A 22,278-nucleotide genomic window follows, 5' to 3' on the forward strand; every position below is an offset into this window, starting at 1 on the left:
CTGCAGGGAAGCGGACTTTTGCTGGCAGTCGCCGAGTTCGACGCGGATGCGTTCAGCCAGGCGGGCGTTTTCGGCCTGGAGGTCGTTGACCTGGGTTTGTAGGGCCCGGGCTTTTTTCTTGCTCACGCAGGAGCTGGTCATTACGGCTGTGGACAGAGCCAGCATTACCCAAATTTTTCTCATAATGTGGATACTAGTTTTAAAGGGGATTTAGCAAATTCAGTTTTCAAGTGCAAATATACCAGACTGTTGATGAGTATACCATGCAAACATATACGGTATTTTAACGAAGGATGGTTCTAAAATAGCCGAATTTGCTAAAGAATAGATGAAATAGGCAGATACCCGTCCTCGCCTTTAAAATCAAGGGCTATTTTTTGAAAAAAACCGTATTCTTACGTTTCTGAGGGGATTTACAAAAAACTGACCGGGACAAAATTTTCCCGGTCAGTCCATTCCCAATTTTCTTTAGTACTAGTAAAGAACCTTAAAATTCCGCAATTTCAGTAACAATTGTAGCCTGGAGGCAATTAGAATTTTGTTAGAATTTTCAGGAGCTATTTAGGGGAGCAGAGGTGAGGCCTCAGCCAGTGGATAAGCTCTTACTCTCATTTCAGGTGTAAAAGGGATGGAGTAATTACGCTAATGTAGTTAAGCATTTAACGAATAATAACCGATTGGTAGTAATAACTACGAACCTATCCTAATAGAAAGAATGAATGCTAGTCAAAGTTATTGGGTTACAATTTTAGATGCCTAGTTTCTTTAGGCTTAACAACCAGATAACTCTCTAATTTTCTTAGTCTTAAATGCCGGATTACACTTTTCCTGCCCGTTAAAGTCATCAGGAAACACCATTAATAACTAATTACTAAACAATGTTGAGAAAAATCAGGTGCTAGCCATAGAGACAAAAAAGAAAAGGTTCAGCTTTTTACAAAGCCGAACCTTTTCTTTTTTACTCATACTTTACTATTCTTCTTCAGAACTAGTAGCTGCCGTACGAGGAGATTTTTCTTTTAATGATAATTCATATCCGCTGATACCTTCTTCTTCATAAGTGAAAGGTTTGATATCAAACGTATAATCGAACGTTTTGTAATCCAGGCCAATTCTATCGAAAATTGCTCCTAAGGCAATACCATGACCACGACCACTTTTGGCAATTGGGAAAGCATCTGTATCTGCCTCATCTGCCTTCACTAAAAAGAAGGAACCAACGCCTCTTTTTCTTTCTTCTGTACCTACTTTGAATGAGCTGGTTGCAGGGTCTGCTTCCAATAATTCAAGTACAGCAGGAGATAACAACAGCTTTCCTTTTTTGGAAATAGAAGTAGTTGGGGCCTCTTTCGTTTTGGCTGACTTTTTCTTTTCCTCTACATTGTCGTTAGGAGAAAAGAAAAGAATTGATTTTTTTTCATGAATTGATAAATAATTAATTGTGCTGCTTGTGTATAATAACGAAACAAATATCTGATTTATGCTTTAAAAAACAAATCATTGGTATCATAAATCGGTAGGTATGGATTTTTTAGAAGCAAAGTTGGATAAAATAGGACCTTAAATTTACTTCATTACTCTAATTACGTAACTCCATTAAGTTGACGTTTGTTTTTAAAAAAGAGTTTTAAATGGGGCGTTATCTAATAAATACCTGTTCAGACGAACTGCCAAATTAGACTAAATATGTACAAATAGGTTTAAGCTTGGTGAAACTAATAGTACATAATTTCTAATTTATTTAGCTAATAAAAATTTGTTTTATTAGCAATTATGAGGGTATACTGACTCGAAAATATACTTTTAAAAAGTAATGTAAAGATGTTTTACATTAAGGTAAATACTCATTGACTAATCTTTAGGTACCTTATTTTAGATGTATTAAATTATGTATTTTAGGCACGAAAAAAATATTCTATCAAGGTATTTGCCAAAAGAGTGTTTGGGTAGGTTAGTAGGTTATAATGCTCAAATAATAGGAACTTTATAAAGATTTTATTTGTTTTTTATAAACACAGAACCCGATTGGATATTAATTTGAATGGCTAATTACTAGGGAGTTACGGATATTTTTTCGTTATCTTCGGCTTGTCTAGGCCATTCTTCTTTTAATCGGCAGTTTTCTTTACCAAATCCATGAAAAAAACTCATTTATTGCATTATTCTTCCCAAGCCTTGTTGTGTTTGATTACTTTTTTCGTGCTGGCTTGCGGAAAAGATCCCGAACCAAATCCAGGAGAAGTTGCCGATAAGTATTTAGTTAAAGTTGAAACTATTGATTCTCTATCCGTTGATAAGGTAAAATCTTTGGTCGCTACTTCTAATCCCTTATATGGAACCCTGGTTTCTTACGGTGTTAAAGCCTATCGGATTACCTATAAAACGAAGAATACCGATAATCAGGAAATTGAAGCTTCAGGAGCCATCGTCATTCCTGCGTTAAGTGCCAATGCAAGTGCCGTTCCAATGGTTAGCTATCAGCACGGAACAATTTCGACGGAAGCCCAGGCTCCTTCTAATCTAAACCCCAGTGCTGGTAACGATGCACAGTTGGTAATTCTGTTGGCAGCCCAGGGGTATGTAGCTGTTGCTCCCGATTATATTGGTTACGGAGCGTCGAAAAATCTGGCACATACGTATGAACATCGTCAGGGTTTATCGCAGGCGAGCCTGGATTTGCTTCGGGCAGCAAAGGAATATTTTGCGAAGAAAGATACCCGTTATTGGGATAAGCGTTTGTACCTTACAGGTTACTCCGAGGGCGGATACGCTACGATGTCCTTATTGAAGAAAATAGAAGAAGAAGCGGCTTCAGAGTTTAATTTAAGAGCAGTTTCGGTGGGCTCAGGAGCTTACAATAAGACTGAGTTTATGAAGTATATCGTTAATAATCAGGCTACCACGACTGTAAGTTACAATCGCTTATATGCCTGGGTATTATTGACTTATAATCGAATTTATGGATTAAACCGCCCGGCTAGCTATTATTTCAAAGAGCCTTATGCTTCGCAAATTCCACCGGAAGTGAAACATCAGTCGGATTTATCTTCCCTGGTTATTAATACCAGCATTAGCAATACGTTTACGGATTCGTTTAAAAAAGGGTTGAATGATGGAACGGATACGGGTTTTCTGAATGCGGTGAAGGATAACGACGTTTATGACTGGAAGCCCAATACTACGCTCTGGATGTATCACGGAACGGCTGACGATCTGGTACCGGTTCTGAATTCTCAAACGGCGTTTGCTGCAATGAAAGCAAAAGGAGCTGTAAAAGTGCAGTATTTCCCCGTGAGTGGTGCAAATCATACTTCCGCTGTCTTGCAATATGCGTTGGGAACACTGACCATGATAGGATCTAATCCTTAAGACTGAGATGAACAGCCATAAAAAATGCCGAATGAACTTCATTCGGCATTTTTTACTAAGGCATCTTTTTAAGTCCTTCCCATTTTACTTTCCAGTGCCTGGGTAAACCAGGGTTTTCTTTGATACTTCCATCGAAACCGGCACACAAAAGAGCGACAGTGGCCAACAAACCTCCATTGCCGGGAAGATAAATACGTGTTTTTCTGAATGGGCATTAACAATGCGTCAATTGCTTTTTCGGGCTAATAGAGTCGAGTAGCCGTCATGGCGGTCATCGGAGAATCCTAACCCCAGGTGTGGTCCCAGTTCCATTTTTCCCAGATCAAATCCAGCGTTCGGTGCATGATCGTTGAATCCATTCCAGTTTGCTGGGGCATTACGCCTAAAGCTCCTAATACGGCTGGGTGATCAGTCATCCAGTTGGGATTGGTATAGGAATCTGGAGCACTTTCGGTAGCCAGGTAAACGCCGTCTTTTTGAGGCAAAGGCGAAAGTTTCTGAAGTACATCGTCCCATTCTTTTTTACGACCTAGCTTTTGCCGTTCCCGCCATTGCTGGGCTGTTTCCAGAGCCCAACGCCAGTAGGTTAGTTCGAATGTAGGGTTAAAGGTTTCTTCCTGATGAAAACATTCCTGAGCGGGAATCAAGCCTTTGCCCAAAACATAACGGTTCCCTTCAAGGGTGGCATAGGAGGCCATAAAATCAGCCGTAGCTTCGACCAGATCAGCATATTTTTTCAAAACTTTGGCATTAGCTTTATCCCGGTAACCTAATTCAGCCAGGTAAATAAAATGCGGCTGTTGCCAGATCAGGAAAGCTCCGACGGACGAAGGCGTTTCATTACCTTCGCGGTCCGTCATTTTCGGCCACCTGATGCCCTTATATCCTTGCCGAACGGCGATAGCCTTTGCTTGATTTACCGTTTTTCTGTACCAAGCCAGACTTCTTTCCATTAATTCTGTTCGCCCCCAGAGAGCAAAATGGACCCCGTGCCACCAGTGCATTTCCAGGTGAGGTTTGCCGTACCAACTGTTATAGGTCAAGCCCGTTTCCTGCGGCGGCATGGACTGGGCACAGTTAATCTTGGTTAGGTATTGGGAAAGAATAATGCGGCGTTCAAGTTCTTTCGCTCGAGGATCAGTGGTTTCAGAAAAATCAATGGCCGCTCCAGAGGTCCAGAAGCTTTTCCATCCGTTACGACTACTGGTCTGCGTTTCTGCGAAAGTAGGAACCTGAGCTTTTTTGGGGCTAAATAAGGCAGATAATGTCAGTGTCGGTTCGGTTGAAGTAAGCAAAAATTCATGGGATTGTGCGGACTGAAGCGTGGCCTGCCCATTCCAGTTCAGATGAACAAAATATTGATCCTGATCCAGCTTATGTTCAAGCAGGGCGGAGTTCCCTGATTTAGTAACTATTCGTGACGTATGTTTAGTCGACTGCTCATAATAAGCTCCAGCATCGACAAACTGATTCGTAGGGTAGGGAAAGCGTAACCGAATCCTTAGACGCTTTTGAGCGAACAATGGGGATTTGATTTGAGCCGCTACGGCGTCTTTGCTTTGGTGACCGTAGGTTAACACCTCTACTGGCGTACCTTCTAGCTCAAAATGGCTTTTAATGGCTCCCGTCCACATGTTCAATTCCTGACGAATACCCGTCAGATCCGAGGGTCGGGCTTCGCTTCCATCCTTCTTGAGTAATACCAAGCCCAGATTACTCAACTGAAGGCGGTGCGGATTCTGGCGGACAAAATCAATGACTGCTTTTTCGCGGGCCGTCGAGCCTTTCTGAACCGCATAAGTTACCTGTCTTCCCTGTTGCGGGTAAGGCTTCAGCGATTCTTCCAGTTTGTACTTGTCAGGATTAGGGAAGCTATGCCAGCCCCATTCCGACTGCGTCCCCAGGGGAACGCCCTGAGCGTAATAGGCTGGAAACGTCTGTAAACCCGTTGCATCAACGGTAAAGGCAAAACGACCATTACCTACCGAGACCGAGGCCAACGTATCCATTTGGGTAGTAATAACCGAATGACGCTCTACCAGTGCTTGTCGGTTAATCCGTTGGGCAAATAATAGATCGGGTAAGAGCACCAAAGTCCAGAGGTATTTTCTCATCGATTTAACGAGTAAGTTATCGAAGAGACGGTGGAGAGGCGAGATAGCCCTGTAGGAAATGAAAAAAGGCAGACGCTGCCGTCTGCCTTTTGATTTATTTACGCTTGGAATGAAAGCTTAAGCCATATTTTCTAATTTCTTCATGGGCTAAAGCTAACTTTTCGGGAAATAAAACCTTTCCCCTGAATTGCTCATCAAGTTCAGGATTTTCCTTGACCTTGAGTTGAGCGAGCTGCTTGAGAGTTAACGGAGTCGTTTTCATATCGGAATACAATGCGTATTATTTTATAGAAAGAACTTACAAAGGAGTTTTAGGTCCTATACAGAAAAAATAAAACCCGCTCTAAAGCGGGTTTTATAAAGCTCATCTAAACTAAATATCGCGATTATGATCCACACATCTCGCAACCTTCAGGATCATCCAGCGAGCAGGCAATAGCTGCCTTTGCATCTTCTTCTGACCACTTGATAGGCTCCACCTCTTTCGTCATCACAGGTGTTGAGAGAGCAGCTTGTGCTTCAGGCGTTGCTAAGTAGTTCATTGCCTTCTCGTGCACAGTGGCCGTACTGGGCTGAATGGCTACCTGAGCCTGCGTTTCTACCGTGAACTTGATGGCATCGGCAGCGGCTTTGGTACGCAGGTAATACATACCCGTTTTCAGTCCCCGCTCCCAGGCGTGGAAGTGCATGGAAGTGATTTTACCGAAATTGGCATCCGTCATGTGAATATTCAGCGACTGGCTCTGGCAAATGAATGCACCGCGGTCTGCTGACATATCAATGATGGTTTTCTGCTTGATTTCCCAAACCGTCTTGTACAGTTCTTTCAGGTTAGCAGGAATTTCAGCAATGTTCTGTACGGAACCGTTGGCTGCGATGAGTTTATTTTTCATCGTTTCGTTCCATAAGCCCATTTTCACGAGGTCACGCAGCAGGTACTTGTTCACTACTACGAATTCGCCGGAAAGCACCCGACGTACGTAGATGTTAGAAGTAAAAGGCTCGAAACACTCGTTATTACCCAAAATCTGGCTCGTCGAAGCCGTTGGCATCGGAGCTACCAGCAGGGAGTTACGTACCCCGTGGGTTTTTACTTTTTCACGCAACGATTCCCAGTCCCAACGGTTCGAAGTAGGTTTCACACCCCACATGTCGAACTGGAAGATACCCTGAGAAATGGGACTTCCGGCCCAGGTTTCGTACGTGCCGTATTTCTGAGCTTCTTCCATCGAAGCCTCCATGGCTCCAAAATAGATCGTCTCGAAAATATCTTTATTTAACTGGCGGGCCTCTTCGCTTTCGAAGGGCATGCGTAGCAATACAAACGTATCTGCCAGACCCTGTACTCCTAAGCCGATCGGACGGTGGCGTTTGTTCGAACGTTCAGCTTCAGGGACGGGGTAATAGTTAATATCAATGATCTTGTTGAGGTTACGCGTAGCTACTTTCGTAATCTCATACAGTTTTTCGTGGTTGAAACGCAGGAATCCATCCTCACCTTTTTCCACGAACTTAGGCAGAGCTAAAGAAGCGAGGTTACAAACGGCTACCTCATCAGCTGCGGTGTATTCAATGATTTCAGTACACAGGTTCGAAGACTTGATCGTACCCAGGTTTTTCTGGTTCGACTTGCGGTTTGCGTGGTCTTTGAACAGCATGTAAGGAGTGCCCGTCTCGATTTGCGATTCCATGATCTCGAACCACAGATCCTGAGCTTTTACCGTACGGCGAGCTTTGCCTTCACGCTCGTATTTTTCGTATAAAGCTTCGAATTCATCCCCGTATACATCCGATAAACCAGGGCATTCATGGGGGCACATTAATGACCAAACGTCATTGTCTTTCACCCGCTTCATGAATAAATCAGGTACCCAGAGGGCGAAAAATAAATCGCGGGCCCGGAGTTCCTCTTTACCGTGGTTTTTCTTTAACTGAAGGAATTCAAACACATCGGCATGCCAGGGTTCAATGTACATGGCAAAGGAGCCTTTGCGTTTTCCACCCCCCTGATCTACGTAACGAGCCGTGTCATTAAACACGCGAAGCATAGGAACGATACCATTGGAAGTACCATTCGTGCCTTTGATGTAACTACCCGTGGCCCGGATGTTATGAATGCTCAGACCGATACCACCCGCCGACTGCGAAATCAGGGCACACTGTTTCAGCGTGTCATAGATACCGTTAATGCTGTCGTCCTGCATGGTTAACAGGAAGCAGGAAGATAACTGAGGTTTCGGCGTACCGGCGTTGAATAACGTTGGTGTCGCGTGCGTGAACCAGCGTTCTGAAAGCAGGTTATAGGTTTCAATAGCCGACTCAATGTCGCTGCCATGAATACCAATCGCTACCCGCATCAGCATGTGCTGAGGACGCTCGGCAATTTTACCGTTTACTTTAAGTAGATATGATTTCTCAAGCGTTTTGAAGCCAAAGTAGTCGTAACCGAAATCACGATCATAGATGATAGTAGAATCCAGTAATCCAGCATTTTTCTTTACTACATCATACGTATCCTTAGAAATCAAAGAAGCATTTTCATTCGTCTTGGGATCGACGTAATGATATAATTGCTTCATCGTCGCCGAGAATGACTTCTGCGTATTTTTATGCAGGTTAGAAATGGCGATACGAGCTGCCAGGGTCGCATAGTCGGGGTGGCGAGTCGTTAAAGAGGCCGCCGTTTCCGCTGCTAGGTTATCCAGCTCTACGGTGTTGACACCATCGTAGATACCAGAAACTACTTTCATTGCCACTTCAACGGGTTGAACGAAAGCCGGGTCAAGTCCGTAGCAAAGCCGCTCGATGCGGGCGGTTATTTTGTCGAATTTTACCGATTCGCGTCGGCCGTCTCGTTTAATAACATGCATATTTTCAGCGAGTTAGAATATTTCGGGAATAACTTAAAAACTTGGGTTGAGGTAAAGATGCTCACTAAGGGAGCTGGTAAGTATTAAGCAAACATGAAAAGCCGAACTGCATATCTTCTACAATCGTTCCCACCGAACCTTAACTTTTCAAATGTGAAATTAATGTTAAGAACGTGGACTTGCAACTGCCTGAAAGTTCATGTAACTCACTAAAATTCCGTGCCGCGAAGGCTTCTCGAACGCATTGAATTCAGAGACAAAAAGTTACGACTCGAATGATTATTCGCCCACTGGAGCGATAGAATGGAAGAAACTTTAAAAAGTCCAATAAAAAGATTTTCAGTGGGATAGCTAATAAAAAACATTCTAGTAAAATTTTGTAACATTCCCAAAAGATGATTATTTTTGCGGCCCGTTCATAAAGAATCGTAACTGACTAACTATCAATATAATGGCGAAAGCAGACATTCATCCTGGGTACCGCGAGGTAGTATTCTGGGACCTTTCAAGCGACTATAAATTCCTGACCCGTTCAACTTCAGACACGAAAGAGACGGTAGAATTCGAAGGAAAGACGTATCCTGTAGTGAAAGTTGAGGTTTCTTCACAATCTCACCCTTTCTACACTGGTAAAAACGTACTCCTCGATACGGCTGGACGCGTTGATAAATTCAACAAACGTTACGGTAAGAAATAGTCCGTTTTTAACGAACTCCAAAAGAGGCGGTTACCTGTTCGGGTAACCGCCTCTTTTTATTATGCGGCTGGAAAAATGGGTATATGTTACTAATGCCAGCTTTTTCGCTATTAGTATCATTTATCAAAAAATGGATTTAATACAAAAGAGCGTAGGTTATGGTCTGCAAAAAAATGGACCATTATAGGTAACACAATTCCGCATTAATTACTTCTGCTCTCCTTTCCATTTAAATACCTGAATAACGCCCAGCCCTTTTTTGCCTTCACTGGAAATATATAAGGTACCGTCAGGGCTAAAGCAAAGGCCTTCGGGCTGCTCTAATGCTTTCGGATTTAGTTTTTCTACGTGGATAAAGTTACCGCCCTTGCGATCTAGTACTAGTAGCTTCTGACCGGAAGCAGCTAAAATGTACACCTCTTGGGTAATCGGATGCACCGCGATGGCAGAGGGCCGAAATTTGGCGTCTTCACCTGTAAACCCCACGCTCTCGAAACTCCGCTTCCGTAAAACCAGTCCCCGGCGGGATTCTTTTTGTACAGGATCGTAGAAATAAACGTAACGACTGTCTTTATCCACGCCTTCGCGTTTGGTTTCTTTGGCGGCAATGAAAAAGTTTTTTGTTTTGGGATCAAAGCAAAGACCTTCGAGTTCATTTTTGTCGGGCAAACTAAGATCCAGCATTTGAATATGGGTAGACTTATTCGTCAGAAAACCGCCCGGCTGTGAAGTTTGCCCGAGGGTGAAGACGAATAAACGACCGTCACTTCGGAGCACATAAAATTTACCTTCGTGATAGGTAATATCTTCGTAATCTCCCTTCGTCCCCCACATTCGCTGATCGGTCACTTTTCCGGTTTGGGCGTCGATGAGAAATAAATCGCCCTCTTCGTCATTAATTGCTGCCAACTGACCCGCCTTTACATAAGTAATGCCAGAGATTTCCTTAAGCGAAGCGGGCATTTTAAAAGTCTGAATGGGGTTTTGCAGATCGTAACTCAGGGGTTCGAGCGTACGCGACTCCGTTACTATTTTAACTTTTGTTTTCTGAGGCTCCTGCTTCGTTTCAGCAGTTTGACAACTTAAAAAGCACCAACTTAAACTGGTTATCAACAGATACTTCTTCATAAAGGCTGAGTGGTTAGTAAGTATGGAAATTCTTGTAATAAATAACAGACGGTTGCAAAGTATTGAATATCAGTTGATAGTTTGGCAATCGCAGCGGCTAAAAACCATCAACTATTAATCAGGCTTTCTTGTCGGAATGACCGAGGGGTTTTTCGGGAGCAATCAGGTCGCGGACCTGCTGTTTTAGTTCTTTTATTTCGGGAAAACCGCCCGCCCGTTTCCGGTCAAAAATTTCTTCGTCATTGATGTAAATCTTGAATCGACCAGAAACTTCGGCGGGCCTCAGGGCGACTTCCCCCAGTTCTTCCGTAAAGGTGGTCAATAACTCCTGTGCCAGCCAGGCCGAGCGTAATAGCCAGCCGCATTTGGGGCAATATTCAATGGTTAATCGGGGTTTCATGAAGCCAATCGTTGGGTTTACCTTCAAATCTTGCCATCTTTCCTTTACGTTCCACCAACCTACCCTAAATTTTGTGTTAACCACGACTCAATTAGGCCAAAAAGGCGAAGCACTGGCGGCTCAGATCCTGCAAGCTAAAGGTTATGAAATCATTCACCAGAATTATCGGGCTGGGCGGGCCGAGATTGACCTGATCGCTCGAAAAGACGACTGGATTTTGTTTGTCGAAGTAAAAACCCGAACCAATCTTTCCTACGGTTATCCTGAGTCGTTTGTCTCGCCTAAAAAAATAGAACGCATCAAAAAAGCGGCGGATCAATTTGTCTACGAAACCAACTGGCGGGGAAATATCCGGTTTGATGTCATTGCCATCAGTATGAGTCGAACAAAAACTGAAATCGAACATTTTGAAGACGCCTTATAGAAAACATTAATCCTCAGAGTAGGAATTCTATTTCGTACTCTTTTGTACGTACATCTCTATTCCTCTAAACACATGAAAAAAATCTTCTTATCGCTCTTACTCCTCTGTTCGATGGAAGCTTTTGCCCAGAAAAAATACGAAGCCAACTGGGCTTCTATCGACTCCCGGCCCATTCCCGGCTGGTTTGAGGATTCCAAATTTGGAATTTTTATTCACTGGGGTTTATTCTCGGTGCCCTCTTTTGCTCCCACCGCCCGTGACATTGACGGCGTTTACGACCAGTATTCTGAATGGTACTGGTGGAAATGGCAGGATAAGAAAGGCCGGACGTCTCCTATTTTCCAGAAATTTCATGATCAGGTATACGGAGCGGATTTCAAGTATCAGGATTTTGTGAAAGATTTTAAGGCCGAGTTATTTAAACCGAATGAGTGGGCGAAAATCATTGAGCAATCGGGAGCCAAATATGTGGTCTTGACTTCCAAGCACCACGAGGGTTTTGCCCTTTGGCCCAGTGCCCAGTCCTGGAACTGGAATGCCGTAGATGTCGGCCCACACCGCGATTTGCTGGGGGATCTAACGGCAGCGGTAAAAGAGAAAGGTTTGCATATGGGTTACTACTATTCGCTGTATGAATGGTATAACCCCTTATATAGAAATGATGTGGATAAGTATGTGGATAACCACATGATTCCGCAGTTAAAAGACTTAGTGACTACCTATAAGCCCGATGTGGTTTGGACGGATGGGGAGTGGGATCATCCATCAGAGGTGTGGAAAAGTACGGAGTTCCTGGCTTGGCTTTATAATGAGTCGCCTGTGAAGGAAACGGTAGTGGTAAATGACCGCTGGGGCAAGGAAACGCGTTCCAAGCACGGAGGCTTCTACACTACAGAGTACGATTTAGTGCACGAGGGTAATGCAGATAACATGAAATTCAGCCGTCCCTGGGAAGAATGCCGGGGCATTGGGGGGTCATTTGGGTATAACCGGTCGGAGATTTTAGAAGATTATTCGTCTTCCGCTCAACTTATCCACATACTTGTGGAAAAAGTAGCTCGGGGAGGAAATTTACTACTGAATATTGGCCCCACCGCCGATGGACGAATTCCAGTCATTATGCAGCAACGGCTCAAAGATATGGGCGATTGGATGAAAGTGAATGACCAGGCGATCTACGGTACGCGTGCCTGGGCACAGGCTCCAGCCTTCAGGAAGGGTAACAAAGTTTTCTTCACCCAAAAAGGAAAAGATATTTATGTACTGACGACAGAATGGATGGATACCATTCCCGTAGAAAACATTAACACGCCGAAACGCGTAACGCTGCTAGGGTATAAAGGCGAAGTTAAAACCAGTATGAAGGGTAGCAAACTAAGCATTACGGCACCTAGCCTGACCCCAGTGACGATACCTTGTCAGTATGCCTGGGTATATAAGCTCGAAGGAGCGGCGAAGTAATAACTAAAAAGGCAACTGACTCAAGCAGTTGCCTTTTAGTTATAGGGATTTTCGAAGTTGTACCCTGCGGTCTAACCAGGTCTTGGGGTGATTTTTCCAATAGGATTCCAGCCCGGCGAAAACGACTAAAGTGGTTACTGTTCCGATGATGGAGCCGACGTAAATGTCAACCACAAAATGCTGAAATAAATAGACCCGGGAGTACGCTCCCAAGACGCTATTGCCAGAAAAAGCCAACCCCAGTTTTTGTTGGTAACCAGAAGCGTTAATAAGCAGCAAAGAGCAAAAACCGAGGTAGAATGGCCCGAGGGAAAGCTGTTAACGCTGTGCAGGTTCAATCCTTCAACCGTGTGAAAAGCCCAGCCCGAATTTTTGTAAAAAGCACTGGGGCGTAATTCGCCTTCGTAAAAAACGTGTTTAAGAAGTTGCGTAAACTCGCCCGCCAGCAGGAAAGATAAACCCGCCGCTAAAGCCCAGCGGAAGCGGACGAATAATAAACCCACGGTTACACCAAACCCAGTGGCTCCATCGGCCAGATCGGTCAGGTAATAGAAAAAACGATCCCAGAACGGATGATTATACCCGTTTATCCATCGCATGAGTACGGTTCGGTCCAGTTGCGACAGCATACTTCCCACCACAATCAGAAGGATTACATAAGGCAGAAAAAACGAATAATTCTGACGAATCAGTCGGAGAAGCATTTGGGTGAAGTTGTAAGTGGATGGTTATTCGTTGTTGGGTGAATCGTTGATAATCAGAGTAGTGACTGGTAACTCGATTGAACAAGTAGCCTCATCACGCAAAGTAGTAGGTGGTTACTAACAACCCAAAACTAACAACTAACCTAGTTATCCATATCATTTTTATACTGTTCGAAGGCCTGGAAAATGGCTTTTGAGAGCTTATCCTGCCCTTCTTCGCTGGCCAAAAAGGCTTCTTCCGTAGGGTTAGATAAATACCCCGTTTCGATCAGTACGGACGGAGTAGCCGTTTCCCACAGAACCAGGAATCCAGCCTGTTTTACGCCGCGGCTAATGCGATCTGCTCGTTTGAAATAACGTTCTACTTTCGAGGCAAAATTAAGGCTACTTGACAGATAAGCATTCTGATAGTTTTCGAGCATGATTGCTCCCAACGGCGAAGAAGGGTCGAAGCCGTTATACTTCTTCTGATAGTTGGCTTCCTGAAGAATTACGGCGTTTTCTCGCCTTGCTACGGCCAGGTTTTGTTCGGATTTGTGCAAACCCATTACGTAGGTTTCCGTTCCGTAATAATCCCGGCGAGTGAGGGCGTTGGCATGAATGGAAATAAACAGATCCGCCTTATTTCGGTTAGAAATAGCACTACGTTCGTGTAACTCTACAAAAACGTCGCTTTTTCGGGTATAAATAACTTTGACGTTGGGGTAATGATCTTTAATCATCTGCCCAACACCCAGAGCAATGGCCAGTACGACGTTCTTTTCACGGGTTCCATTTTTGCCGATAGCCCCCGGATCTTTGCCGCCATGACCTGCGTCAATCACTACCGTCCGCAGGTTTTCTTCACTGGGAGCTGTATGGGTAGGGATGGGTCTTTCGGACGATTGATTCGCCTGAAAACTAAAGAGAAAGATTACTAAACCCAGAAGGGGCCATACATTAACACACTTTAACTGGCTTTTTTCACGCATGCTGCAAAAGGTTGGAAGAGTTACTCTGTATTTTTGCCCGACAAATTTAAAGGAAAAAGCTATTACATGACCGGCAAAGCCAAAGTCAGTGTCTTATCTTCGCTTTTATTTTAGTTGGGAATTCTCAATGATTTATTAAGTGTCAACGGAAAATGCTTTAGAAAGTTTTCCAATCCCCTGTCTAAAAAACGGGTTCATTGAATGGTTATTAAATTTCAGAAACGTTGAAGAACAGTTTTCTTTTGATCTTTTTTGTGTTGCTCGGTTTGCAGGCCTGGGGACAACGTCCGGGATCAAAACGTATGGCTTTGCCTTTTGGAGGTGTTCGACGACCCGTAGCCGCCGATTCTTTAAAACCGCTTACTCCCGCCGACTCCGCGAAGATTGCCAAACCTGATTCGCTGGCTGATGATAGTGATATACAGGCTAAAGTCGAATACTCTGCCCGGGATTCCACGGTTTCGCTGTTCGATGAAAGGATTGTCGAACTTTTTGGGGATGCCAAAGTGGATTATCAGGACATTCACCTCAAAGCGGATTATATCAGGCTTAACTGGGAAACGAATGAGGTTTACGCCATTGGCCGGAAAGATTCGACTGGGAAAGTTATCGGTGAACCTATTTTCGAGCAGGGAGCCGACACCTACAATACCAGCGAAATCCGTTACAATTTCAAGACCAAACGAGCCGCCATTAAAACCATCGTAACCAAGCAGGGCGAAGGAAACGTGCGTGGGCGAATTGTCAAAAAAGATAGCTCTAATAACTTCTTCCTGCGGGGAGCCTTTTATACCACCTGCGACTTATTACATCCGCACTACGGCATTCAGGCTCCGAGGATCAAGCTTGTGCAGGGGAAAGGCGATAATAGGCAGGTCATATCCGGGCCTTTCAACTTAGTTATTGCGGGAATTCAGCTACCGCTGGGATTACCGTTTGGCTTCTTCCCTTTTTCCGAAAAACGTAAATCTGGTTTTATTCTGGGAAACTACGGCGAGGAACCGCAAAACCGGGGGTTTTATCTTCGGGACTTCGGGTATTACTGGGCGGCTAATGATAACCTGGGGCTAAGGTTTACGGGCCAGCTTTATTCCAAAGGAGGCTGGGGAGCTGGTTCGCAGGGGAATTACATCAAAAAATACAGATACAGCGGTAACTTCAGTCTGATTTATAACCATAACAAGTCAGGAGATGAGATCGGTCCAAACCGTACGATTTCGAATGACTTCAGCGTGCAATGGTCTCACACCCCGCAAACGCTAGGTCGGCCCTATAGTTTTTCGGCTTCGGTTAACATTGCCAGTAGTAACTATACCCGTAACAACGAACAAAACCTAACGACTTCGACCGGTTTGGGGCGTTACCAGCAGAACGTTTTCGGGTCTTCCGTTCAGTATTCCCATAATTTTGGTCAGTTCATTCAAACCAGTGCCAACTTCCGGGTAAACCAGAACGTAACAACGCGGGAACTGACGGCAGGGGTAGGGGTGAATGCAGCAGTTACCCAGTTCCAGCCTTTTCGCCGGAAGAAAGCCATTACTCCGGCCTGGTATGAATCGTTTCGTTTAGGATTGAACTTGTCTAGTAATGTGGATATCACGAATCGCATTCAGCCTCAGATTGTGAGTAATAGCTCCTTTGGCAACGAATTCCGAATTGCGAACTACTTCCCTAATACGATAAATACTACGACTACTTCCTCCGTAGCTCCAACGACTTTAGTAGTAGGTAATATACCGTTCAATCTGGAAAACCTGCCTAAGATTCTGAGAAATAGTCAGGTAACCACTACGTTTTCCATTCCTATCTCCTTGCCTAACTTCAAAATAGCTCGTTACATCAACGTAACGCCAGGCGTAAGTTGCAGGGTAACCTTTATACCAAGCAGTTTAGTTATCGTTATATCAAACCCGGAGGAACTATCTACAAAGGAATGGTATCAGACAGTGGTGGGGTATTTGTGGATACGCTGAACCGAGTTGCTCCTGCGTATAGTTATTCTACTTCGTTGGGCATTAATACACGGGTGTATGGCACCTATTACTTCAAAAATCTAGGTCGTTTGGAGGCCATTCGCCACACCTTTGCTCCTTCCATCAGTTTGAGTTATACACCAGATTTATCGAGTAAATTTTATCAGAAAGTACAAATTAACGAACGGGGCGATACGCGTTTATTATCCAAATTTAGTAACTACAGTGGGGGGGTAGGTCAGGCGGCTTCGGCCAGCTTTAGTTTGACCAACCAGCTGGAAATGAAAGTTCGGGCCAAATCAGATACGGCCAAAGAGGCTTTCCAGAAAGTGAACCTGCTGGATAACTTCGGCCTTTCGGGGAGTTATAACTTCCTGGCGGACTCCTTTAATCTCTCGAATCTGTCGTTGGTGGCAAATACCGTTATCCTTAAAAAGTATAATGTGAACTTTGCTTCCAGTTTTGACCCTTACGACGTTGTTCAGGATGAATACCTGTTGAGTGGGCGAAGGGTGAACCGATTGAGAGTAGCGAGTGGTAAAGGACTGGCCGCTTTGCAAACCATGAATATTGGTTTCAGCACGGGTTTTAAAGGGGGCCAGAAGAAAAATAAAGATAATAAAGACCAGCAAAAGAAGAAAGCCGAAGGCGTTAGTGATGCCGAAATGCGGTTTATTCAGAGTAATCCACAGTTGTATATTGACTGGGATGTCCCCTGGAATGTCAACGTGAGTTACAACTTTAGCTATACCAAATACGGTTTGGCTCGGGCTCAGAAGTTCCAGACGCTGAGTATGAACGGCGATATTAAACTGACGGAAAACTGGGCCATGACGTTTACTACGGGTTGGGATTTCGTGCAGAACGCTCCGTCATTAACCAACATCGGTCTGACCCGTAACCTGCACTGCTGGGAAGCTTCCTTCAACTGGACGCCTATTGCCCAGAACCTGCGGGGGGGGAACTATAACTTCGAATTACGCGTACGTTCGGCCATGCTGAAAGACCTGAAGCTATCCCGCCGCCGGAGTTTCTACGATCAGGGCGGCTTCTAATAGCCTTGAATACAAAGAAAAATCCCCGATCAGCCTAGGGCTAATCGGGGATTTTTCTTTGTAAAGAACTTCGCTTACAGATTCATCAGCGATTCCCGACGACGCATTTTGCCCGCAGGAATGCCAAACATCATTTTGAAGCGACGGCAAAAATACGCGGTGTCTTTGTAGCCTACTTCCGCACCGATAGCCCGAATGCTCTTCTTCGAAGTGCGTAACAGGTTTACGGCAGCTTCCATGCGTTGATACTCGATGTAATCCTGAGGGTTAATACCCGTCAGCATTTTGAAGTACTGACCTACGTAATCTTCCGATACGTTAGCTACGTTCGCTAGTACCTTATTAGACAGATCGCCGCCGATGTTGTCTTTGATGTACGTGAAAATATCGATCAGACGAGGATCTTTGAAGTACGTACTGTTGGTGGCTAATTGCTCTACAAACAGACGGTGCTTCAGGATGTAACGAATGATATTGATAACGATTTCTTCCGTCTTGATCTTGATGATCCGGCCCCGGCCTGCTTCGTCACGGAAATCCTCCGCGAGAATTTCTTTCAGAGCGTGAGCCAGTGACTCCTCGCCTTTGATGAGAAAGGGAGGTACATCTAAGGACGTAAAAAAGTTAACCGAGTCGAAAACTTTAGCTTCAAATGCCACCAGACCAAAGGAATGGGGGATTTTCCCGATTTCAGCAGGGTCACGACGGGAGTCGAAATAGCGTTCCCGGAAGGTCAGAAACTCTTCGTTGGAAATGCTTTTAGGGTTTTCGCTGCTGCCGTAAGTAATGCTTAAAGCTTTACCCCCAGGAATGAAGAGCATATCGCCAGGCTCTGCCCGGATACCATCTTCTCCAAATGACACCTCTCCGTCGTATAGAATCAACAGGGAGTTTTCGATGTCATAAAAGTTTTTGATACGGATGGCTTGTTGCATCCGAATGTGCCGGGCCTTGATAAATCGGACGCCCAGCGACTCAATGATTTTATTGTAATCTTCCATTGCGATGGGGTAAGGCCTGGTGAATTTCGAAAGTGTGGCCTTTCTGAATATAGGACAAAACTAATAATTGTATTTTTAAAAGCAAATTGGACAAAAAAAATAAATGCATTTAGAAATCTGCGTTTATTTTAAAATAATGCCTATTTGTAAAACAGAAAATAGAATAAGGACCTTACAAGACCCTAACGTTTTATTGCATTTCTAAGGTTCCCTGAAGACATTCAAGGTAATAGAACGCAATAACGTGAAATTTATTTACTAGACTATACGTCTTAATGAGACGAGTTTTTTATCTATTAAAAAATTGTTAATTGTTGACTGCACCCGTTGATGACCTTACCGGCCCTTAGCTATTAGAGAGGATTAGCTAATACGAACATACGCCTACTCACATACTCACTCCCGTAGCTTTTTATTGCAAGGACTGATGTTGTGGAAACAGAAGTAGATGGCTGACAAGAAAAGCTTACTCTATGGAAAATGTATGCTTGCATACATTTTTTTAGGCTATCTGATTATAAAGCAATGCTTTAGCAAAAAGTACTTTACAATTTAGTAATGAATGGGAGAGGAAAATTATGCAATCATTTTTCAAAAAAAGAGGTATTACTTTTCAGTAAAAGGTCTGAAACAAAGCGATTTATAATAGAGTATATCTCTCATTATCTTTGGTACAAATTGCCCTCTTTGATTATGCACCAGTATACTCCTTCTGACAGCCTTATCAACTTGTTGTTTGAGAACGGATTTCGTGAAGTGACGGAACAATATTTTCCCCACAGTCACGTCCGTCTTGAACTGAAAGGAGAAGCCTATCATCCCGCGTATTTCCAGCGAGCGTTTCGTCATGGAACGGGAACGGCTCTAATCATTCTCAATTACCTCACCATTCGGGTTCTTTATCGCACCTACGTACTGGTTGAAAGCCGTCGCCTGGCTGAAGATGAAGCACAAGCCATTGTTACGTTCTGCAAGTTACCTGCCAAGCAGCAGGGAATTCTGGCTGGAAAAATCTCCAATCTTTCGGAACTGATGGCTGCGGTAGATCCTGCTAAAAAAATAGAAGCTCCGGTTTCCAAGAGCTTCTATGCCATTAAATCGTAAGGATGAGTGACTAGTTTGCCGCTAGTCCTAGTTTTGACTTGCCGTACCTGCCCCAGCATTGAATTGAATTTGATGCTGGGGTTTTATCGTTACGTTCGTTTTACGGGTAGGAATACATCCAGGACAGTTGGCCGTCCAGGTGGTGTAATCAGTCCAGTCACCACTTTTAGCGGAAATATAGTCGGTAATGACAGTCACCTGTTGAGTCGCGGTAGCCTTACATCCGTACAGGTTTGCAACCGTGAGGGTATAGATACCCGAAGTGGCTCCGGTTACCCCAGTTAAGACTGGATTAGCTACTGAAGAGGTATAGTTATTAGGACCCGCCCAACTGTAATACAGCCCACCAGAGGCCTGTAATTGTAAATTATTTCCTGCTGAAAGCGGAGAATTAGCCGTAATTGCTGCCGAGACACTGCCAAGAGAATTAGGGACATTAATACGAGGAGAGAGTAAGACATTATCATAAGCGTCTCGTACTTTCAGTTGATAACTTCCCTGGCTTAAGGTTGCCTGTGATCCACTAGCAGTGGTATTAACTCCATAATTATCAGCAGTATTAACCCAGGTATACGAAGTCCAGTTTGCATCTCCTTTAACTACCATCTGACCATCAGTACAGAATGGATACAGGCGAGTAGACGGCAAGGCTTCGTAGGGCGTAAGGCTTGAAAAAATGGGATTCAGAGCATCGAGCCAGGCTTGGGCAGCCGCATAATGCCCGGCTCCGCTAAAATGAATGTCATTAGCATCACGGTAGGTATGCGTACTGTCGTTATGAATGCCATCGGTTGCAGGACCAGCGTATACATTCGCGTTGTTTGCAATCAGACTATTCTGTCCGGCAATGATGTTGGGGTTTACCGTTGACGGCCCTGAAATAGCGAAGCGACTGGCTCGAGCCACTACCCAGGCCAGATTAGGCTTATTACTTTGTTGGCGGCTTTGAGCAATGATTTGACTCCAGCGATTGGCAAAAACGTCACTGGGTGTATTCAGGTAGTTATCCGTTTCGCCCAGGTGCATCAGAACGGCTCTGACTCCAAATTGAGCGGCATAGTTATTAAGTGTGATCCGAAGATTGGCATAAGGTTGCCCCGCAGGGTAATTGTATCCAAAGGCCGAAGTAGGAGTGGCATTCTCGTTTAAACTTTCAAACCAGTTAGCGGTAGCTGAACCAGACCAGCCGGCTTGAAAGAAAGCTACCGGAACCCGCAATTGATCCACCAGTTTATCGCCTAAGACTCCCCAATACCAGGAAGAAAGACCAAAGGGAGAAATGGGCGTAGTAGCGTCCAGATGAACGAAAGATGGAATAGCGACCCGATCCTTAACGCTGCTATAGCCCCATCCACTCCAGGTGCTGGGGTCGCCGGGGTTCGGTTCTGGATTGGGCCTATAGCCAATGGCTACGGCACTTACCTGATCGTAACTGGCTGAGGGACCAGTATTATTGGCATCGCCATTGCCAGTAGCGTTAGACTGCCCCGTAATGATGAATACTTCGCCGACCCCCACTTTGGAGAGTGTTACTTCAGAACCCAGCGGCGAGCCGTTCCGATAGGCTTGTACTTTCAAGTCATACCAGCCTCCTTTCACCGTTACGTTCCCTTGAAAGTAACCATTGGAGGGAGTGGTGGTAGTCGTACCCGGAAACTGCCAGAGGGATTTCCAGCCTTCATCTTCCGCCGCATTAGGGCCAATATTCGTACCAGAAGCTATCTGAAAACGAACTTTGATTTCATCAACGGGTTCGGAATAATTTCCTGCAACGGTAATCGTAGCCTGGTTCTGATTGTTACGCTGGTAAACAGACCTGGAAGTTGGAGAAGTGAGGGTTATTTGAGAATGAGAGAGAAGAGGAAACAGAACTAATGAATAGAGAATGAGACAGTAACGATGATACATTTAGATGTAGGTTTTATTAAGACGGGGACAGACAAAAGTACGTAAAAGCCTCCATTAGGCAAGTCTGAAAATCTGCTCTTCTGGAAGAAGGGGGAAACGATTGAAACGTAAGTAAAGCTGAGCCAAAACAACGACGTCTTCCCGGCAATATTCAGCGATTGCGGTAAGGTCGTTTTGCTGGTAATAGGTTGCATTAACCTGGTCGCCGGAAAGATTTTCTTTGCTGGAAGGGATTTCAAATAGAGCCGCTAGTAACTCCAGGCTGGTGAAGTTTTTATAATCGCCAAACTTCCAGAGCTCCATTGTGTCCAGATGGGGGTTGTCATAACGTTTCCAGTTCGGATTCCACAGCGGTTTGGGAATTTTCAAGCCCTGCACCATCAGTCGGCGGCATAGGTAAGGGTAATCAAACTCGCGGCCATTGTGGGCACAAAGGGTCAGTTTGGGTGAGTAACGCTTTTCAATCAGATCACAGAATTGTTGCAAAACTTCGGCCTCCTCATGACCGTGAAACGTGCGGACACGGAAGGTGAGTTCGTCGTTTTCATCCCAATGAAAAAAGCCCAGGCCGATGACAATGATTTTGCCAAACTCGGCGTAAATCGCGGCCCGTTCCGGGTAAAGCTCGGCTTCGGTACGCTCTTCATCGTTTTTTAGCCTTCCGGCTTTTCGAATCCATTCTTTCTGGAGGCGTTCAGGAAGTTCGGTAAAATCGGCTTTCCCGGCAACAGTTTCAATATCGATGAATAATAACTGTTTGGTAAAGGCCCGAAACTCAAGGGGAGACATAGCGTAGGGTGTAGGTGGCTTTTAAATCATGCTCCGAAATAACGAAGAAGCCCCTCTATTGTAAAACCTATTTATTAACTAGTTGATAGTTATTGGTTGATCGATTGGTAGTCAGTACTTTACAGCCGAATTATAGATTATGTAATCGTTACAAGATCTTCAATAAATAGCGGTTTTACCTAAAAAGCGGCTCTTATCTGAATAAGAGCCGCTTTTTAGAGATTGTCTAAAAATAAGATATAAACAAAAGCTGCTTCTCTGGATGAAATCCGGGGACACGATTGTGCATTTAAATCCATTTTATACCTGA

16 protein-coding genes and 2 pseudogenes are annotated in these 22,278 nt (G+C 44.4%); 6 read left to right on the top strand and 12 right to left on the bottom strand.

Annotated elements, in window-relative coordinates; all coding sequences use genetic code 11:
- Nucleotides 1-183, bottom strand: a 183-nt coding sequence (locus BWI96_RS20680) for a hypothetical protein (RefSeq protein WP_157830368.1), incomplete at its 3' end; no start/stop codon positions are given.
- 789 nt (nucleotides 184-972) lie between these two features.
- Nucleotides 973-1,308 (bottom strand): hypothetical protein, encoded by a 336-nt coding sequence (locus tag BWI96_RS20685; RefSeq protein ID WP_106638402.1) that lies wholly within the window; start codon nucleotides 1,306-1,308, stop codon nucleotides 973-975.
- A gap of 828 nt (nucleotides 1,309-2,136) precedes the next feature.
- On the opposite strand from BWI96_RS20685, the gene BWI96_RS20690 reads away from it, so the two are divergent.
- The gene (locus BWI96_RS20690; protein ID WP_106638403.1) at nucleotides 2,137-3,369 is read left to right on the top strand and encodes a S9 family peptidase; all 1,233 of its coding nucleotides are present in this window, start codon (nucleotides 2,137-2,139) and stop codon (nucleotides 3,367-3,369) included.
- A 284-nt stretch (nucleotides 3,370-3,653) separates the two neighbouring features.
- Here BWI96_RS20690 and BWI96_RS20695 read toward each other — a convergent pair whose 3' ends face one another.
- The 3 genes from BWI96_RS20695 to BWI96_RS20700 all read right to left on the bottom strand — a co-directional run bounded on the left by BWI96_RS20695 (nucleotide 3,654) and on the right by BWI96_RS20700 (nucleotide 8,353).
- Nucleotides 3,654-5,483 (bottom strand): hypothetical protein, encoded by a 1,830-nt coding sequence (locus tag BWI96_RS20695; protein WP_232793858.1) that lies wholly within the window; start codon nucleotides 5,481-5,483, stop codon nucleotides 3,654-3,656.
- A gap of 94 nt (nucleotides 5,484-5,577) precedes the next feature.
- Nucleotides 5,578-5,745 carry a hypothetical protein gene (locus tag BWI96_RS21765; RefSeq protein WP_157830470.1) on the bottom strand — a complete coding sequence of 56 codons (168 nt, stop codon included), beginning with the start codon at nucleotides 5,743-5,745 and terminating at the stop codon, nucleotides 5,578-5,580.
- A 124-nt stretch (nucleotides 5,746-5,869) separates the two neighbouring features.
- Entirely contained in the window at nucleotides 5,870-8,353 is a 2,484-nt protein-coding gene (locus tag BWI96_RS20700; RefSeq protein WP_106638404.1) for a ribonucleoside-diphosphate reductase subunit alpha, read from the bottom strand.
- 451 nt (nucleotides 8,354-8,804) lie between these two features.
- Here BWI96_RS20700 and BWI96_RS20705 point away from each other — a divergent pair, with 451 nt between their 5' ends.
- Nucleotides 8,805-9,050: a type B 50S ribosomal protein L31 gene (locus BWI96_RS20705; protein ID WP_106638405.1), complete on the top strand. Its 246-nt coding sequence runs from the start codon at nucleotides 8,805-8,807 to the stop codon at nucleotides 9,048-9,050.
- Nucleotides 9,051-9,257: 207 nt separating this feature from the next.
- Here BWI96_RS20705 and BWI96_RS20710 read toward each other — a convergent pair whose 3' ends face one another.
- Together BWI96_RS20710 and BWI96_RS20715 are read right to left on the bottom strand one after the other, a co-directional pair.
- Nucleotides 9,258-10,178 carry an SdiA-regulated domain-containing protein gene (locus BWI96_RS20710; RefSeq protein WP_106638406.1) on the bottom strand — a complete coding sequence of 307 codons (921 nt, stop codon included), beginning with the start codon at nucleotides 10,176-10,178 and terminating at the stop codon, nucleotides 9,258-9,260.
- Nucleotides 10,179-10,296: 118 nt separating this feature from the next.
- On the bottom strand, nucleotides 10,297-10,578 hold the full coding sequence (locus BWI96_RS20715) for a SelT/SelW/SelH family protein (RefSeq protein ID WP_106638407.1): 282 nt from the start codon (nucleotides 10,576-10,578) through the stop codon (nucleotides 10,297-10,299).
- Between BWI96_RS20715 and BWI96_RS20720 the strand changes: the two genes are divergently transcribed.
- Both BWI96_RS20720 and BWI96_RS20725 read left to right on the top strand, forming a co-directional pair.
- Nucleotides 10,577-11,002: a YraN family protein gene (locus BWI96_RS20720; RefSeq protein WP_106638408.1), complete on the top strand. Its 426-nt coding sequence runs from the start codon at nucleotides 10,577-10,579 to the stop codon at nucleotides 11,000-11,002. The genes BWI96_RS20715 and BWI96_RS20720 overlap by 2 nt on opposite strands.
- 72 nt (nucleotides 11,003-11,074) lie before the next feature.
- Nucleotides 11,075-12,463, top strand: a complete 1,389-nt coding sequence (locus tag BWI96_RS20725) for an alpha-L-fucosidase (protein WP_106638409.1) — start codon at nucleotides 11,075-11,077, stop codon at nucleotides 12,461-12,463.
- A gap of 39 nt (nucleotides 12,464-12,502) precedes the next feature.
- Here the strand turns inward: BWI96_RS20725 and BWI96_RS20730 are convergent.
- Both BWI96_RS20730 and BWI96_RS20735 read right to left on the bottom strand, forming a co-directional pair.
- Nucleotides 12,503-13,167, bottom strand: a pseudogene (locus BWI96_RS20730) (phosphatase PAP2 family protein).
- A 143-nt stretch (nucleotides 13,168-13,310) separates the two neighbouring features.
- Complete coding sequence (locus BWI96_RS20735) at nucleotides 13,311-14,138, bottom strand: N-acetylmuramoyl-L-alanine amidase (RefSeq protein ID WP_106638411.1); 828 nt, start codon at nucleotides 14,136-14,138, stop codon at nucleotides 13,311-13,313.
- Nucleotides 14,139-14,440: 302 nt separating this feature from the next.
- Between BWI96_RS20735 and BWI96_RS22730 the strand changes: the two are divergent.
- Nucleotides 14,441-17,166: pseudogene (locus tag BWI96_RS22730) on the top strand (putative LPS assembly protein LptD).
- A gap of 74 nt (nucleotides 17,167-17,240) precedes the next feature.
- Here BWI96_RS22730 and BWI96_RS20750 read toward each other — a convergent pair.
- Nucleotides 17,241-18,167, bottom strand: coding sequence for an AraC family transcriptional regulator (locus tag BWI96_RS20750; protein WP_106638414.1), 927 nt, complete (start codon nucleotides 18,165-18,167; stop codon nucleotides 17,241-17,243).
- Between the two features lie 693 nt (nucleotides 18,168-18,860).
- Here BWI96_RS20750 and BWI96_RS20755 point away from each other — a divergent pair.
- Nucleotides 18,861-19,271, top strand: coding sequence for a hypothetical protein (locus tag BWI96_RS20755; RefSeq protein ID WP_106638415.1), 411 nt, complete (start codon nucleotides 18,861-18,863; stop codon nucleotides 19,269-19,271).
- A gap of 27 nt (nucleotides 19,272-19,298) precedes the next feature.
- Here BWI96_RS20755 and BWI96_RS20760 read toward each other — a convergent pair whose 3' ends face one another.
- Nucleotides 19,299-21,179, bottom strand: coding sequence for a hypothetical protein (locus BWI96_RS20760; protein WP_106638416.1), 1,881 nt, complete (start codon nucleotides 21,177-21,179; stop codon nucleotides 19,299-19,301).
- A gap of 54 nt (nucleotides 21,180-21,233) precedes the next feature.
- The gene (locus BWI96_RS20765) at nucleotides 21,234-21,968 is read right to left on the bottom strand and encodes a 3'-5' exonuclease (protein ID WP_106638417.1); all 735 of its coding nucleotides are present in this window, start codon (nucleotides 21,966-21,968) and stop codon (nucleotides 21,234-21,236) included.
- Nucleotides 21,969-22,278 lie beyond the last annotated feature (310 nt).

This window comes from Siphonobacter sp. SORGH_AS_0500, assembly GCF_002838835.1.
Taxonomy (GTDB): domain Bacteria; phylum Bacteroidota; class Bacteroidia; order Cytophagales; family Spirosomataceae; genus Siphonobacter.